Annotated in this window: 12 protein-coding genes; 5 read left to right on the plus strand and 7 right to left on the minus strand. The window is 50.6% G+C overall.

Annotated features, from left to right (window positions below; all coding sequences use genetic code 11):
• Positions 1 to 42: 42 nt before the first annotated feature.
• Positions 43 to 618: a Fe-S biogenesis protein NfuA gene (gene nfuA / locus C2M17_RS06240; RefSeq protein ID WP_105199989.1), complete on the minus strand. Its 576-nt coding sequence runs from the start codon at positions 616 to 618 to the stop codon at positions 43 to 45.
• A gap of 149 nt (positions 619 to 767) precedes the next feature.
• On the opposite strand from nfuA, the gene C2M17_RS06245 reads away from it, so the two are divergent.
• The gene (locus C2M17_RS06245; RefSeq protein WP_105199990.1) at positions 768 to 3323 is read left to right on the plus strand and encodes a M14 metallopeptidase family protein; all 2556 of its coding nucleotides are present in this window, start codon (positions 768 to 770) and stop codon (positions 3321 to 3323) included.
• Positions 3324 to 3404: 81 nt separating this feature from the next.
• On the opposite strand, the gene C2M17_RS06250 is transcribed toward C2M17_RS06245, so the two are convergent.
• Positions 3405 to 4094: a ComF family protein gene (locus C2M17_RS06250; protein ID WP_105199991.1), complete on the minus strand. Its 690-nt coding sequence runs from the start codon at positions 4092 to 4094 to the stop codon at positions 3405 to 3407.
• An 87-nt stretch (positions 4095 to 4181) separates the two neighbouring features.
• Between C2M17_RS06250 and bioH the strand changes: the two genes are divergently transcribed.
• Positions 4182 to 4928, plus strand: coding sequence for a pimeloyl-ACP methyl ester esterase BioH (gene bioH / locus C2M17_RS06255; RefSeq protein ID WP_105199992.1), 747 nt, complete (start codon positions 4182 to 4184; stop codon positions 4926 to 4928).
• A gap of 48 nt (positions 4929 to 4976) precedes the next feature.
• Here the strand turns inward: bioH and C2M17_RS06260 are convergent, their stop codons facing one another.
• The 3 genes from C2M17_RS06260 to C2M17_RS06270 form a co-directional block, all read right to left on the minus strand.
• Positions 4977 to 7304, minus strand: a complete 2328-nt coding sequence (locus C2M17_RS06260) for a Tex family protein (RefSeq protein ID WP_105199993.1) — start codon at positions 7302 to 7304, stop codon at positions 4977 to 4979.
• 135 nt (positions 7305 to 7439) lie between these two features.
• Complete coding sequence (locus tag C2M17_RS06265; RefSeq protein WP_105199994.1) at positions 7440 to 8018, minus strand: CBS domain-containing protein; 579 nt, start codon at positions 8016 to 8018, stop codon at positions 7440 to 7442.
• 37 nt (positions 8019 to 8055) lie between these two features.
• On the minus strand, positions 8056 to 8370 hold the full coding sequence (locus C2M17_RS06270) for a hypothetical protein (RefSeq protein WP_105199995.1): 315 nt from the start codon (positions 8368 to 8370) through the stop codon (positions 8056 to 8058).
• 77 nt (positions 8371 to 8447) lie between these two features.
• Between C2M17_RS06270 and greB the strand changes: the two genes are divergently transcribed.
• The 3 genes from greB (at position 8448) to envZ (ending at position 11070) form a co-directional block, all read left to right on the plus strand.
• On the plus strand, positions 8448 to 8930 hold the full coding sequence (gene greB, locus C2M17_RS06275) for a transcription elongation factor GreB (protein ID WP_105199996.1): 483 nt from the start codon (positions 8448 to 8450) through the stop codon (positions 8928 to 8930).
• Between the two features lie 100 nt (positions 8931 to 9030).
• Positions 9031 to 9750 (plus strand): osmolarity response regulator transcription factor OmpR, encoded by a 720-nt coding sequence (gene ompR, locus C2M17_RS06280; RefSeq protein ID WP_105188058.1) that lies wholly within the window; start codon positions 9031 to 9033, stop codon positions 9748 to 9750.
• Positions 9751 to 11070 carry a two-component system sensor histidine kinase EnvZ gene (gene envZ, locus C2M17_RS06285; RefSeq protein WP_105199997.1) on the plus strand — a complete coding sequence of 440 codons (1320 nt, stop codon included), beginning with the start codon at positions 9751 to 9753 and terminating at the stop codon, positions 11068 to 11070.
• A gap of 163 nt (positions 11071 to 11233) precedes the next feature.
• Here the strand turns inward: envZ and C2M17_RS06290 are convergent, their stop codons facing one another.
• Both C2M17_RS06290 and hslO read right to left on the minus strand, forming a co-directional pair.
• On the minus strand, positions 11234 to 12772 hold the full coding sequence (locus C2M17_RS06290) for a phosphoenolpyruvate carboxykinase (RefSeq protein WP_105199998.1): 1539 nt from the start codon (positions 12770 to 12772) through the stop codon (positions 11234 to 11236).
• Positions 12773 to 13043: 271 nt separating this feature from the next.
• Positions 13044 to 13892 carry an Hsp33 family molecular chaperone HslO gene (hslO, locus tag C2M17_RS06295; protein ID WP_105199999.1) on the minus strand — a complete coding sequence of 283 codons (849 nt, stop codon included), beginning with the start codon at positions 13890 to 13892 and terminating at the stop codon, positions 13044 to 13046.
• Position 13893 lies beyond the last annotated feature (1 nt).

The raw sequence follows: 13893 nt of genomic DNA on the forward strand, positions 1-13893 counted from the left end.
GCGCTTGGGCTTGGCGCCCAAGCGCTAATCAGCGTCGCAAACTTAGTAGTAAGAGTGGTCGCCATGGCTGTGTTCGGTGATATCACGAACGCCTGTGATTTCGCTGAATTTAGCGACCATTTCCTTCTCGATGCCTTCTTTTAGCGTGACATCGATCATGGAACAACCATTACAGCCGCCGCCAAACTGCAGCACGGCAATGCCTTCGGCGGTGATTTCAACCAATTGTACCTGGCCGCCGTGGTTAGCCAACTGAGGGTTAACCTCGGTTTGCAGCATGTGCTCAACCTGCTCTTCCAAAGTGGCATTGTCCGACAGTTTACGGGCCTTGGCATTAGGCGCTTTAAGGGTCAGTTGGGTGCCCATTTTATCGGTTACGAAATCGATTTCCGCCGCTTCTAGAAAAGGTGCACTTTCCTTGTCGACTACCGCATCAAAACCGTTGAAGTTAAGACGAATATCATCTTCTTCAACCGCATCGGCCGGGCAGTATGACACGCCACATTCGGCCCCTGAGGTACCAGGATTAACAACGAACACTCGGATGTTAGTGCCATCTGCTTGTTCTGAAAGTAGTTTTGCAAAGTGACTTTGCGCGGTTTCTGAAATTGTGATCATAGTAACAACACTATACTTGACTGTTTTACTCGGTTAATGGCTATGATACTCCGCTCATCGCGTTGTCGCCAGTGTTGAACGTAAAAAGTTGGCTTAATTTTAAGCCAATGGTAGCGTGAGAATATGGTTTTTAACTCACTGTTATCCTAATGCGCCGAATTTTACTTTTATTATTAACTGCCTTTGCCTCATCCCTGAGCGCGCAACCGCTCAGCTACTATTTTGGTGACGAGGTTCAATTTGACCCTAAGGTGCCCACGCCGGCATCGGTACTGGGTTATGAGGTTGGTCAGTGGCATGTGCGTCACGACCAGCTGGTTTATTATATGCGTGAGCTGGCTGAGCACAGCGATCGTGTGCAAATGCAAACCATAGGCTACACCCATGAGCAGCGCCCTTTGGTGATGCTGACCATAGCCGCACCCGAGCGACTGGCCAATATTGAGCAGGTGCGTCAGGCTCACCTGGCCCGAGTGACGGGCGAAGACAAGGGCTCATCGAAAACCGCTCCGGCGATTATGTACATGGGTTACAGCGTCCATGGTAATGAGCCTTCCGGCAGTAACGCCGCGCTGTTAGTGGCTTATTATCTGGCCGCGGCGCAGGACCAGCGCGTTGAACGCCTGTTGCAGGAAACAGTGATCCTGCTCGACCCCTCGTTAAACCCGGACGGGCTGGCACGTTTTGCCAACTGGGCTAACTCTAACCGCGCCATGGTGCCCAGTGCCGATCCCAATACCCGCGAGCACAATGAAAACTGGCCAAGCAGCCGCAGTAACCATTATTGGTTCGATCTCAACCGCGACTGGTTGTTATTACAGCACCCTGAGTCGCAAGCCCGTATCGCCCAGTTTCAGCGCTGGCAGCCCAATGTGCTGACCGACTTTCATGAAATGGGGCCAAACAGCACCTTCTTCTTCCAGCCCGGTATCCCCAGTCGTAAAAACCCGCTGACGCCTGACGAAAACGTGGATCTGACCAAGGCCATAGCCGAACATCACGCCCGTATTCTCGACAGCCATGATCGCCTGTATTTTACCGAGGAAGCGTTCGATGACTTTTATGTGGGCAAGGGCTCGACCTACCCGGATGTAAATGGCAGCGTCGGTATTTTGTTTGAGCAGGGCAGCAGTCGCGGCCATGTGCAGGACACCATCAATGGCCGTTTGGAGTTTCCATTTACCATTAAAAATCAGCTGCTAACCAACTTTTCGACCTTTGATGCCGTGGTCGAAAAGCGCCAGCAGCTGCTCGATTATCAGCAAGATTTCTTTGCCCAGGCGAGTCAACTTGCCGATAAAGACAAGATAAAGGGTTATGTGGTCGGTGCGCCAAAAGATTCAACTCGGTTGCGTTATTTCCTCTCTATCCTGGCCCAACATGAGATAAAGGCGTATGCGCTGCAAGAAGATGCGACCGTGGAAAAGCAGCAGTTTGCAGCCCAAAGCAGTTATCTGGTGCCCTTGTCACAGCGCCAATATCGCTTGATCAAGGCCATTTTTAGCGAGCAGCAGAACTTTGTCGATAATACCTTTTATGATGTTTCCGGCTGGACCTTGGCCCATGCCTTTAACCTGGAATTTAAAGAGCTAAATAGCGTTCGCGGCTTAGATGTGGCGTCGCAGCCTTGGTCACCAAGCAGCAGTGCCTCGCAACAGGTATTGCAGCCTCATTATGCCTTTGCCTTTGAGTGGTTCGATTATCACGCCCCTAAACTGCTAACCAAGCTATTGCAGCAAGGCATAGAAGCGCGTGTCGCCCTGGCGCCATTTACCGCCAGCAGCGACGGCCAAAGTCGTGAGCTGGCCGCCGGTTCAATCGTGATTGCTGCAGGATTGCAGCAGCGCGACGACTGGTTAAGGGTACTAAACCAGGTCAGTGCCGAATTTGATATTGATGTGCATGGTATCGATTCAGGGTTAACCCGTCGTGGCGCCGACCTGGGGTCGCGCCAGTTAGCACCAGTGAAGTTACCCAAGGTGCTATTGGTAGGCGGTGAGCAAAGCAGCCAGTATGAAGTGGGTGAGCTTTGGTATTACCTTGACCGCCATGTGGGTTTAACGCCGAGCATTATCGAGGCCGACGAGCTAACTAAGGTCGATTTGAATACCTACACCCATATCGTTTTTGCCAACGGCCGTTATGCCAGCTTGGCAAAGTCATTCAAAGCCGAGCTGCACACCTGGGTACGTAATGGCGGTGTGGTCTGGGGCCATAAGGGCGGGGCGCAATTCCTGGCCGATGAACAGGTATTAAAGGCCAGCTATTTGTCCCGTAAAGACATGGCGGCGGCTTTTTCAACCCAAGGCCTGACTTATGGCGACAGGGATATGCTGGCGGGTAAGCAGCGTATTGCTGGCGCGATTTTTAATACCAAGGTCGATTTGAGCCATCCGCTAAGTTACTCATTAACCCGCGACGAGTTGCCGGTATTTAAGAACGGCACCTTCTTGCTGGAGCAAGCGTCCGTGCCCTTTGTGAATGTGGCGACCTATACGGAAAAACCTTTGCTTGCCGGTTTTACTCATGAGCAAAACCTGGCACAAATCGCCAACGGTGGTGCCATCCTGGCCCATAGCTATGGCCGTGGTGCCGTGGTGGCCATGACAGACAACCCGGTATTCAGGGGCTTTTGGTATGGCAGCAGCCGTATTTTCAGTAATGCCTTATTCTTTGGCGCGCATATTGATGCCAGCGGCGAGTAAAGCTTCCGCTTGCAAATAGCAGTTTTCTCCCAAGCAAAAGCCGGCGTTTTAGTCGGCTTTTTTATATTAAGTGAATTGGTATTATGTTTTGGCGGTGAGGCAGACGACCCAGGCGGACACCGAGCGGGCTCCTGCTTTTTTTAGTAGTTTTGCGGCGCTATCCAGGGTCGCTCCTGTGGTCAGCACATCATCCACCAAGGCAATATCTAGATTATGCACATCGGCCTGAAGGTTAAAGGCCTGAGCCAGGTTTTTACGTCTTTGCCTGGCCCCAAGTCTGGCCTGAGCCCGAGTACCATGGTGGCGCTCCAATAGGTTAGTGACAAACAGCTGGGGCGGCAGGGCGTCTTGCCAGAGCCGCACCACCTGATTAAAGCCACGCCACACCAGCCGCGAAGGCGCTAAGGGGATAGGAGCGACGAGATGCGGCCAGTGCCAGTTTGGTTGGGTCGACAGCTGTGCAAAATAATGGCTAAGCAGGCTGGAGATGGCCACTTGGCGATACATGCGTTGTTGATATTTATACTGTTTTAACCAGGCCGACAGCGGCGGGCGATACCAGTCCAAGGCCTGCAAGCTGTCTATATAACGCAGTGGAAACTGGCGTTGAATATCGGCGCGCAGCAGCAAATCTTCCTCTAGGTCGGCGTTGATGCCGCGAAAAGCGCGGATGCAGTGAGCGCATACTTGTTGTCCGGCACAGAGGGGTTGAGCACAGAGCTGGCAGTATTGCGGGAAGAGCCAGGCACAGGCTTTTGTGAATGCGTCCATTGCATAAGCCTTTATTCGCGTTAATAATGCAGGTGTCGGCGTATGGCGCGACAGGGCTTTAATAATAGTGGATGCGGAACAGGTTAAATGCAAAAACAACTGGTGTTGCTTCATGGTTGGGGTATGAACCGTGAGGTATGGGAGTTGGTTCGTCCAGAGCTTAACTTTATTTTTGACGGCGAGGTGCGGGCCCTGGATTTGCCCGGCTATGGTCATGCCCAGGCGTTACAGGGCGAGGGCACTCACTCGGATCTGCCGACCATGGCCAAACAATTATCGGAGCAGTTACAAGACGGCTCCATCCTTGTCGGCTGGTCGCTCGGTGGTCTGGTTGCCTTGTATCTGGCGCACTTTTATCCGCATAAGGTCAGCAAGGTGATCTTGGTTGCCTCGACGCCATTTTTTAGCCACAGCTCGAACTGGCCGGGAATTAAGAATGCGGTGTTAGAGCAGTTTAATCAGCAGCTGGTGGAAAACAGCAATAAAACCATAGAGCGTTTTCTTGCCATTCAGGCCATGGGCAGCGAGTCGGCACGTCAGGATATTAAACAGCTGAAGGCGTTGATACAACAGGCGCCCAGTACCTCGGAGCAGGTGCTTAAGCAGGGGTTAGAGATCCTTGAATATCAGGATTTAAGACAAGAGTTTGCTCATCTTAAGCAGCCCATAGGTGCTATCTTTGGGCGCTTGGATGCCTTGGTGCCTTATAAAGCCATAGAGCAGATGCAGCGCTTAAGGCCACACTTGGATATAGAAGTGTTGGATAAGGCATCTCATGCGCCTTTTATTTCCCATAAGGACGAGTTTGTAGCGGCATTAAAAGCCATGCTGTAGGCGAATGCCAGTCAGCTTAACTGACTGGCATTACAGCCAATAAAGGCATTACTTTTTCAGCTTGGCAAAGGCCTCGGCAAAAGCATTACCCATGGCGGCATTGCCTTGATCCTTGCTGCGGTTATTGCCTTTCTTACTAGGTGCTGCACTTTTCTTTGCCGCCGGTTTAGCTGTGCTCTTAGCGCCTGCACCCGCGCCTGCAGCAGGCAGCTCGTCATTAAGGCGCATGGTAAAGCTGATGCGCTTGCGGGCACTGTCGACTTCCATCACCTTGACCTTAACGATATCGCCGGCCTTAACGACCTCGCGGGGATCGCTAATAAACTTGTCGGTTAGCGCCGAGATATGCACTAAGCCATCCTGATGTACACCCACATCGACAAAGGCACCAAAGTTAGCAACGTTGGATACCACGCCTTCAAGCACCATGCCGGGCTTTAAGTCGTTAATGGTTTCTACGCCGGCCTTAAATGCCGCGGTTTTAAACTCAGGACGTGGATCGCGACCCGGCTTATGCAGCTCGCTGATGATGTCGGTGACCGTGGGCAGACCAAATTGCTCGTCTGTATAGTCCGCGGCTTTGAGGTTTTTCAACACCTCGGCATTGCCGATCAAATGGGCGATATCCTGATCGTTGGCGGCGCAAATATTCTTAACCAAGGGATAGGCTTCTGGGTGAACCGCAGAGGCATCCAATGGATCGGCACCACCGACAATGCGCAGGAAGCCGGCGCTTTGCTCAAATGCTTTTGGTCCTAAACGCTCAACCTTTTTCAATTCGCTACGCTTGGCGAAGGCGCCATTGCTATCGCGGTATTTGACGATATTTTGGGCCAGGGTTTTGTTTAAGCCGGAAACGCGTGTCAGTAGCGGCACCGAGGCAGTGTTCACATCAACGCCAACGGCATTTACACAGTCCTCTACCACTGAGGTCAGGGTTTGTCCTAGCTGGCTTTGCGATACATCATGCTGGTATTGACCCACACCTATGGATTTAGGCTCGATTTTTACCAGCTCTGCCAAAGGATCCTGCAGACGGCGGGCGATGGATACAGCGCCACGCAGAGAAACGTCAAGATCCGGGAATTCCTGAGCGGCAAACTCGGATGCCGAGTACACGGAGGCACCGGCTTCGCTGACCATTACCTTGCTTAATTTCAATTCTGGCGCCGCTTTAATTAGCTCGGCAACCAGTTTATCGCTTTCGCGGCTGGCGGTACCGTTACCTACGGCGATCAGCTCGACCTTGTGCTGGCGGCATAATTGCTCAAGCGTGCGCAAGGACTTATCCCATTGGTTTTGTGGCGCATGAGGGAAAATGGTGGCGGTGCCAAGCAGCTTGCCCGTGCTATCAACCACGGCAATTTTACAGCCGGTACGCAGACCCGGATCCAGACCCAGAGTTACCTTGGCGCCCGCAGGGGCTGCCATGAGCAGGTCTTTAAGGTTCTTTGCGAACACATCTATGGCGCCGGCTTCGGCCTGCTCACGCATATTGGCAAGAAACTCATTTTCAAGATGCAGAGCCAGTTTCACCTTCCAGGTCCACTGGGCTACCTGTGCCAGCCACTGGCTGGCCGCCTTGCCTTCGATGGCGAGATTGAAATGACGGGCAACCATGTTAACGCACAGAGCCTGACCATCTTCGCTTTGCGCATCCGGGTTAATGCTCAGCGCTAGCACCCCTTCGTTACGGGCTCGTAGCATGGCCAGGGCGCGGTGCGATGGAATGCTGGCAATGGCTTCGCTGTGCTCAAAATAATCCTGATACTTGGCGCCGGTTTTTTCCTGACCGGCGATCACTGCACTGCTAATATGGCCATGTTGTTTTATATGGCTGCGCAGCTTGGCCAGTAGCTTGGCGTCTTCGGCAAAGCGTTCCATCAGGATATAGCGGGCTCCTTCGAGGGCCGCTTTGCTATCCGCTACGCCCTTATCGGCATCAACAAAACGAGCCGCTTCACTTTCTGGATCCAGGTTGGCATCGTTGAGTAAGGCATCAGCCAGGGGCTCAAGGCCGGCTTCAATGGCGATCTGGCCCTTGGTGCGACGCTTAGGCTTAAAGGGAAGATACAGGTCTTCAAGTTCGGTTTTGGTCGCGGCGGCGGCAATATCTGCGCTCAGTTGCGGCGTTAACTTATCTTGTTCGCTAATGGTTTTAATGATGAATTGACGGCGCTCTTCAAGCTCGCGTAAGTAGCCTAAGCGCTGCTCTAACGTACGTAATTGGGTGTCGTCCAGGCCACCTGTTACTTCTTTACGGTAGCGGGCAATAAATGGCACCGTGGCGCCTTCATCTAAAAGCTTGGTTGCTGCTAGCACTTGATGTTCTTGCGCTTGTAATTCCTGCGCCAGAATCGTGGTGAGATTAGCCATTAATAACCTTATATCTTGGTGCCCAAAGCAGGGCTAATACGAGTAAAATTAACTGGATAATATCACAGCTGGTCACGAACGACAGGGCAAATTTGTCGTTCGTGACCCGCATCTTAAGAGCCTTAAAACGGCTTGTTAGTGAGGGTGTTCTACGCTGGCAACCACATCCTGAAATGATTGTGCGACCGGGGTAATATCCAAACCAATATTCAGGGTTTTGGCTATCTTACGGGCGCAGAGAATACCGCGAATTTGCTCATTCTCGGTCACCAGCAGATAAAAGCTACCGGTTTGCTCCATGGTGCTAAGCACATTGCCTAGAGAAGTATTGCGTACCGCCAACATGGTAATGCACGGCAATGCATGCAGGGAGCGCATAACGTCGTGCACCATCAGCTCATTGGGTTTAAGACCAAGCTGCAGTGCTTGGGTGGTCACGCGAATACTTTGTAGCTCAACGCTTGAGGTGACTCCTATCACTTGGCCTTGCTCATCAAGCACCATGAGCGCATCTGTCGGTGTGCTGCTGGCCAATTTACGCGCCGCTGTCAGCGGGGTGTTGGCCTGCACACAAATGGGGCTTTGCAGGGTGAAGTCTTGCAACAGGCTTAAGGCGCCACTGCTGGTATCTAGCTGTAAGTGTGACTCGTGTGCGCTCGCCAATTGAGCACCATCAAGAATATGGTGTGTACGTAATGAATTAAAATTAGTCATGATATTTCTCCAAAAAAATTGTAAATAAAACAGTTTTTTAAGAGAGGTGTGGCGGTGCTCTTTGTTGTGCTGCCGTGAGCACTCGACGGTTAAGCGGCGCGCTGGGCGCTATCGACACTGTATTTTTTGCTAAGGCAGCTTGCTTAATTGCAGGGCTTAGCGGATGCTCAGGGTCGTGATCATTATCGCTATCATGATTGATATTTTGTGCCGTATCGACACTAACGGTAAGGCTATACTGGTCACTGGAGTTGGCAGCTGAGGTGAATAAGTGTTGGCTTGCGAATAGGCCGCATAGGGCAAACAAGGCAAACACAAAAAGCAGGTTGTACTTCAAGTTGTACTTTTGCATACCATCACCTGCCTATAAAATTACTACCTAGGGGTAAATATGACCCTGTTTATATGAACGAAAACTGAACATTATTTATGAAAACGAAATTAATCACCCGCCGTGGTTATCTGCAATTACAAACTGAACTCGATCATTTATGGCGAACCGAGCGTCCTGAAGTAACAAAAAAAGTGGCCTGGGCGGCGAGTTTGGGCGATCGCTCTGAGAATGCCGATTACCAATATAATAAGAAGCGTCTGCGGGAAATTGACCGCCGAGTCAGATACTTAAGAAAGCGATTGGACGAGCTTAGAGTCGTAGATTACAGCCCACAGCAAGAAGGTAAGGTGTTCTTTGGTGCCTATGTGGAGGTTGAAGATGAGCAAGGCGAAGTGCTGACCTTTCAAATCGTCGGCCCAGATGAAATTTACGATAACAAGGCCGTGGTTTCCATTGATGCCCCTATGGCTCGCGCTCTGTTGAAAAAGGAAGTCGATGACGAGGCTTGGGTGAACACGCCTAATGGTCGAAAGTTGTGGTATATCAATAGTATTCGCTATCAGCAAGGTGAAGAGTAAGGCGGAAAACAAATGTAACAATCTTCTTAACCTTGGGCGTTTCCCAACTCGGGTATTTCGCATATAGTTAAGGCTACAACAAGAAAAATTAAGCAAGAAGATGGGACAAGAAACCACCAAAATCCTCGTTGTCGATGATGATATGCGTTTACGCAGCCTGTTAGAAAGATATCTGGTTGAGCAGGGCTTTATCGTTCGCAGTGCCGCAAACTCAGAGCAAATGGATAAATTGCTGGAGCGGGAAAACTTCCACCTCATGGTGCTCGATCTAATGCTGCCCGGTGAAGACGGCTTGTCAATTTGTCGTCGTTTACGACAAAAGGAAAATGAAATTCCGATTGTTATGTTGACCGCCAAGGGTGATGAGGTAGACCGCATTATCGGTTTGGAACTCGGTGCCGATGATTATATCCCTAAGCCTTTTAATCCCCGTGAATTGCTGGCCCGTGTAAAGGCCATTCTGCGCCGCCGCGCCAAAGAGGTGCCCGGTGCCCCTTCTGCCGAAGAGAACCTGGTAAAATTCGGTGAATTTGCCCTTAATCTGGCGACCCGGGAAATGACCCGAGGCGATGAGGTGATCTCCCTGACCAGCGGCGAGTTTGCTGTATTGAAGGCGCTCGTTTCGCACCCTCGCGAGCCGTTAAGTCGGGATAAGTTAATGAATCTGGCTCGGGGCCGTGACTACAGCGCCCTAGAGCGCAGCATCGATGTGCAGGTGTCGCGCCTGAGGCGGATGATAGAGGTGGATGCCGCTAATCCTCGCTATATTCAAACCGTTTGGGGACTAGGTTACGTATTCGTACCCGACGGCAATAAATAGATGCACTTACTTCCTCGAAGCGCTTTTGGACAAACGGTTTTCCTGGTTGGCGCCCTGCTGCTGATCAACCAGGTGGTGTCTTATGTAGCGGTGAGCTTCTATGTGGTTAAGCCGACCATAGAGCAGGTCAATATCATGCTCGCCAAGCAGGTAAAAACCGTGTTTATCGGCGTTAATGACGGCGTTGAGGTGAGTGATCAAGTGTCCAAGCGTTTCCTTGAGGAAACCGGTATTGAGATATTAACTCAGCGTGATGCCTACATTAATGGCTTAGGCGAAGCGCGAGAGTACTCCATGCTCTCGAATATTATGTCGCAGCAGCTCAATGGCTCGGCCCGGGTGCGCATCAGTCAAACCGATCCTCTGGTTTATTGGATAGAGCCACCGCAGGCACCGGGTTATTGGGTGCGGGTGCCGCTGTCGGGCTTTACCGAAGCCAATATTGAATTCCTCACCTTTTACCTGACCAGTATCGGTTTTCTCAGTGTGCTGGGCGGCTGGCTCTTTGCCCGTCACCTCAACCGCCCGTTAAAGGCCTTGCAGGAAGCGGCGATTAAGGTGAGTAAGGGGGATTTCAGTACCGAGGTCGATGAGCAAGGTTCGACGGAAATGGTGGAAGTGACCCGGGCCTTTAACAAGATGTCCCGTGGCATTGCCGCCCTTGAGCAGGACAGGCGCTTGCTTATGGCTGGTGTCTCCCACGATTTGCGTACCCCCTTAACCCGTATTCGTCTGGCGACGGAAATGATGTCTGACGATGAGGACTACCTGCGAGAAGGCATTATTCATGATATCGAAGACATGAATGCCATTATTGATCAGTTTATTGAGTACCTGCGCCACCATGATAAGGGCGATTATCAAAGGGAAGATCTGAATGCCCTGGTGGAAGAAGTAGTGCATGCGGAGCAGCAGCATGGGCGCGTGCAGGGGCGGGAAATTAGTGCCCACCTCAACCCCAGCTTACCCAATGTGCCTATGAGCCATGTGGCCATTAAGCGGGTGCTGACCAATATGATTGAAAATGCTCTGCGTTACTCCAGTGCCGATATAGATGTGGTAACCCACTATAACGCCCGTAAAACTCATGTTTGTGTGAGCGTAAAAGACAGAGGTCCGGGCATTCCCGAGTCTGAGCTGGAAAAGGTGTTTGCGCCTTTTACCCAAGGAGATCAGGCTCGTGGCAGCGAGGGCAGTGGTTTAGGCCTGGCCATTATTAAGCGCATTATTACCATGCATAACGGCCGGGTGGAATTAAGAAATCGCAAGGAGGGCGGTTTGTGTGCCACCATCTACCTACCCATAAAAACGCCGGCATAAAGCCGGCGTTGCACCCTGTTTGTTTCCTTTTGCCCTTGCGCTAGGTATCTGTCTGTTGATTGAGTTATAAGCTCACTGCTAGGCTCTAGTAACAAAAACGCCAGCATAAAGCTGGCGTTGGTGCGAATTCTCAGCGCTATGGCTAAGTTAAAGAAGTTGACCCTTAGCTATTAGGGCCAGCTTGTTTAATGGCGTCAGATACGTCGTACTTAGCAAAGTTCTCGTTAAAGTCGTTCGCTAGTTTCTGTGCGTATTCTGCGTATTTCTCTTTGTCGTTCCAAGTGTTGATTGGGTTTAGAACCGCGCTATCAACGCCAGGTACGGCTACCGGTACGTCTAGGTTTAGTACGTCGATATGTTGAGTTTCAACGTCGGCTAGTTTGCCAGATACGATAGCATCAACAACGGCACGCGTAGTCGGGATGTCGAAACGCTTACCAACGCCGTAAGGACCACCAGTCCAACCTGTGTTTACTAGGTATACCTTGGCACCGAACTCACGTACGCGCTTCATTAGAAGCTCTGCGTAAACGCCAGCTGGGCGAGGGAAGAAAGGTGCGCCGAAACAAGTAGAGAAGGTTGATTCGATATCAGAAGTTGAACCGATTTCGGTTGAACCTACTTTCGCTGTGTAACCGCTTAGGAAGTGGTATGCAGCTGCTTCTTCGCTTAGTACAGAAACAGGAGGTAGTACGCCACTTACGTCACAAGTTAGGAATACCACGGCCTTAGGCTCACCAGCGCGGTTTTCTTCTTTACGCTTGGCTACGTGCTCAAGTGGGTACGCGGCACGAGTATTCTGGGTAAGTGATGAATCTGTGTAATCAGGAGTACGTGTGTCATCCAGAACAACGTTCTCAAGGATGGTGCCGAAGCGGATAGCATCCCAGATTACCGGCTCATTCTTCTGAGACAGGTCGATACATTTCGCGTAACAACCGCCTTCGATGTTAAATACGCTGCCAGGTGCCCAGCCGTGCTCGTCATCACCGATTAGGAAACGGCTTGGATCCGCAGAAAGAGTTGTTTTACCAGTACCAGATAGACCGAAGAACAGGGCAGTGTCGCCTGCTTCGCCTACGTTTGCAGAGCAGTGCATAGGTAGCACGCCTTTAGCTGGAAGTAGGAAGTTCTGTACTGAGAACATAGATTTTTTCATTTCGCCAGCGTAGTGCATACCAGCAAGTAGTACTTTACGCTCTGCGAAGTTGATGATGACCGTTCCGTCACTGTTTGTACCGTCACGCTCTGGCTCACATACAAACGAAGGTACATTTAGGATTTGCCACTGTGGCATGTTGGCCTTGTTGAAGTGCTCAGGCTGGATGAACATGTTTTTAGCGAAAACATGGTGCCAAGCAGTTTCAGTGGTTACAACGATTGGTAAGTAGTGCTCTGGATCCGCACCTACTTCAAGGTGAGAAACGAAGTGGTCGTTTTGCGATACATGATTCTCAACTCGCTCCCAAAGGGCGTTGAATTTATCAGCATCGAAAGGACGGTTAACGTTACCCCATTGGATATCGTTCTCGGTGCTAGACTCTTTTACGATAAAACGATCGTTAGGAGAGCGGCCGGTACGACGACCAGTTTTAGCCACGAAAGCTCCGTTAGCAGCAAGAGAACCTTCACCACGGCGAATTGCCTGCTCGATTAGTTCTGCAGTTGTAAGATCAACAAAACGAGTAGCGCTTGAAGTCATGTTTTTACCTAAAAGTTGTGAGAGATTGAACGGTTAATCTAAAGCGGTGTGAGAGTGCTTTGATATGCAAATTATAGTAACAGATGGTTTGTGCATATACGAGCTTTGAAGTCGCTAAAAATGCCCGTTTTAGGTGAAAAAACATGAATAATTACAGTGATACCGGTGTCATGAAAAATGCATGTTCTTATGATACCGGTGTCATTTTTATTCATAAAAAAACTCGGGCGTTAATAACCCGAGTTTTTTATCGCCTTCGTTTAGGCCTATATTAATTAAAAATCGCTTTAATCTGCTCTTCGTTAAAGCGGTAATCAGTCAGGCAATAATGACAGCTGATCACTATCTCGCCATTTTGATGGACGTCGGCGAGCAACTCTTCCTGGCCTATATTGACTAGGGCATCCATGGTCTTTTCACGGCTACAGGTACATTTAAAGCGAATAGGCTGCGGCTCGAACAACTGGGGGTTGTCTTCGTGATAAAGGCGCGTTAGCACTGTATGGGCATCGAGGTTGAGCAGCTCATCGTTAGTAACCGTGTCGCTCAGTGTTTCCAAATGGCTGAAATCGGCTTCCGATTTCTCCCCTTGATGCACAGGCAATACCTGCAAAAATAAACCTGCGGCGCGCTCTTGGCCTTCGGTGACATCGGTGGCAAACCACAGACGCGTACGCAGCTGCTCCGACTGGGCAAAATACTGCTCAACACATTTTGCCAAGGTGTCATGCTCTAACGGCACTATGCCCTGGTAGCGCTCGCCTTTGACAGGAGTGATGGTGATGATCATATGACCCTTACCCATCAACTCAAGCAGGTTGTCGCTTTTTATTTCACCCTGCATACGGGCTACACCGCGCATATTTTGTTCATGGTCACCATTTATTGCGGCAAATTTAACCGGGCCATCGCCCTGGATTTGCACATTAATATGGCCTTGAAACTTTAAGGTTGCTGTGAGTAAAGAAGTCGTTACAAACAGCTCGCCCAAGAGTTTTTTAACCGGGTCAGGGTAGTCGCGTCCTACCACCATTTGGGTGAAAGCGTCACTTACTTGCACTAACTCGCCGCGCACGTCGAGTTGTTCAAAAATATAACGATATAGTAGATCTTGCTGCATG

Source organism: Pseudoalteromonas sp. T1lg10 (assembly GCF_002964545.1).
Classification (GTDB): domain Bacteria; phylum Pseudomonadota; class Gammaproteobacteria; order Enterobacterales; family Alteromonadaceae; genus Pseudoalteromonas.

Excerpts from the sequence above, each read along its gene's own strand:
- nfuA (WP_105199989.1), bottom strand. The coding sequence starts at position 618 with ATGATCACAATTTCAGAAACCGCGCAAAGTCACTTTGCAAAACTACTT.
- C2M17_RS06245 (WP_105199990.1), top strand. The coding sequence starts at position 768 with ATGCGCCGAATTTTACTTTTATTATTAACTGCCTTTGCCTCATCCCTG.
- C2M17_RS06250 (WP_105199991.1), bottom strand. The coding sequence starts at position 4,094 with ATGGACGCATTCACAAAAGCCTGTGCCTGGCTCTTCCCGCAATACTGC.
- bioH (WP_105199992.1), top strand. The coding sequence starts at position 4,182 with ATGCAAAAACAACTGGTGTTGCTTCATGGTTGGGGTATGAACCGTGAG.
- C2M17_RS06260 (WP_105199993.1), bottom strand. The coding sequence starts at position 7,304 with ATGGCTAATCTCACCACGATTCTGGCGCAGGAATTACAAGCGCAAGAA.
- C2M17_RS06265 (WP_105199994.1), bottom strand. The coding sequence starts at position 8,018 with ATGACTAATTTTAATTCATTACGTACACACCATATTCTTGATGGTGCT.
- C2M17_RS06270 (WP_105199995.1), bottom strand. The coding sequence starts at position 8,370 with ATGCAAAAGTACAACTTGAAGTACAACCTGCTTTTTGTGTTTGCCTTG.
- greB (WP_105199996.1), top strand. The coding sequence starts at position 8,448 with ATGAAAACGAAATTAATCACCCGCCGTGGTTATCTGCAATTACAAACT.
- ompR (WP_105188058.1), top strand. The coding sequence starts at position 9,031 with ATGGGACAAGAAACCACCAAAATCCTCGTTGTCGATGATGATATGCGT.
- envZ (WP_105199997.1), top strand. The coding sequence starts at position 9,751 with ATGCACTTACTTCCTCGAAGCGCTTTTGGACAAACGGTTTTCCTGGTT.
- C2M17_RS06290 (WP_105199998.1), bottom strand. The coding sequence starts at position 12,772 with ATGACTTCAAGCGCTACTCGTTTTGTTGATCTTACAACTGCAGAACTA.
- hslO (WP_105199999.1), bottom strand. The coding sequence starts at position 13,892 with ATGCAGCAAGATCTACTATATCGTTATATTTTTGAACAACTCGACGTG.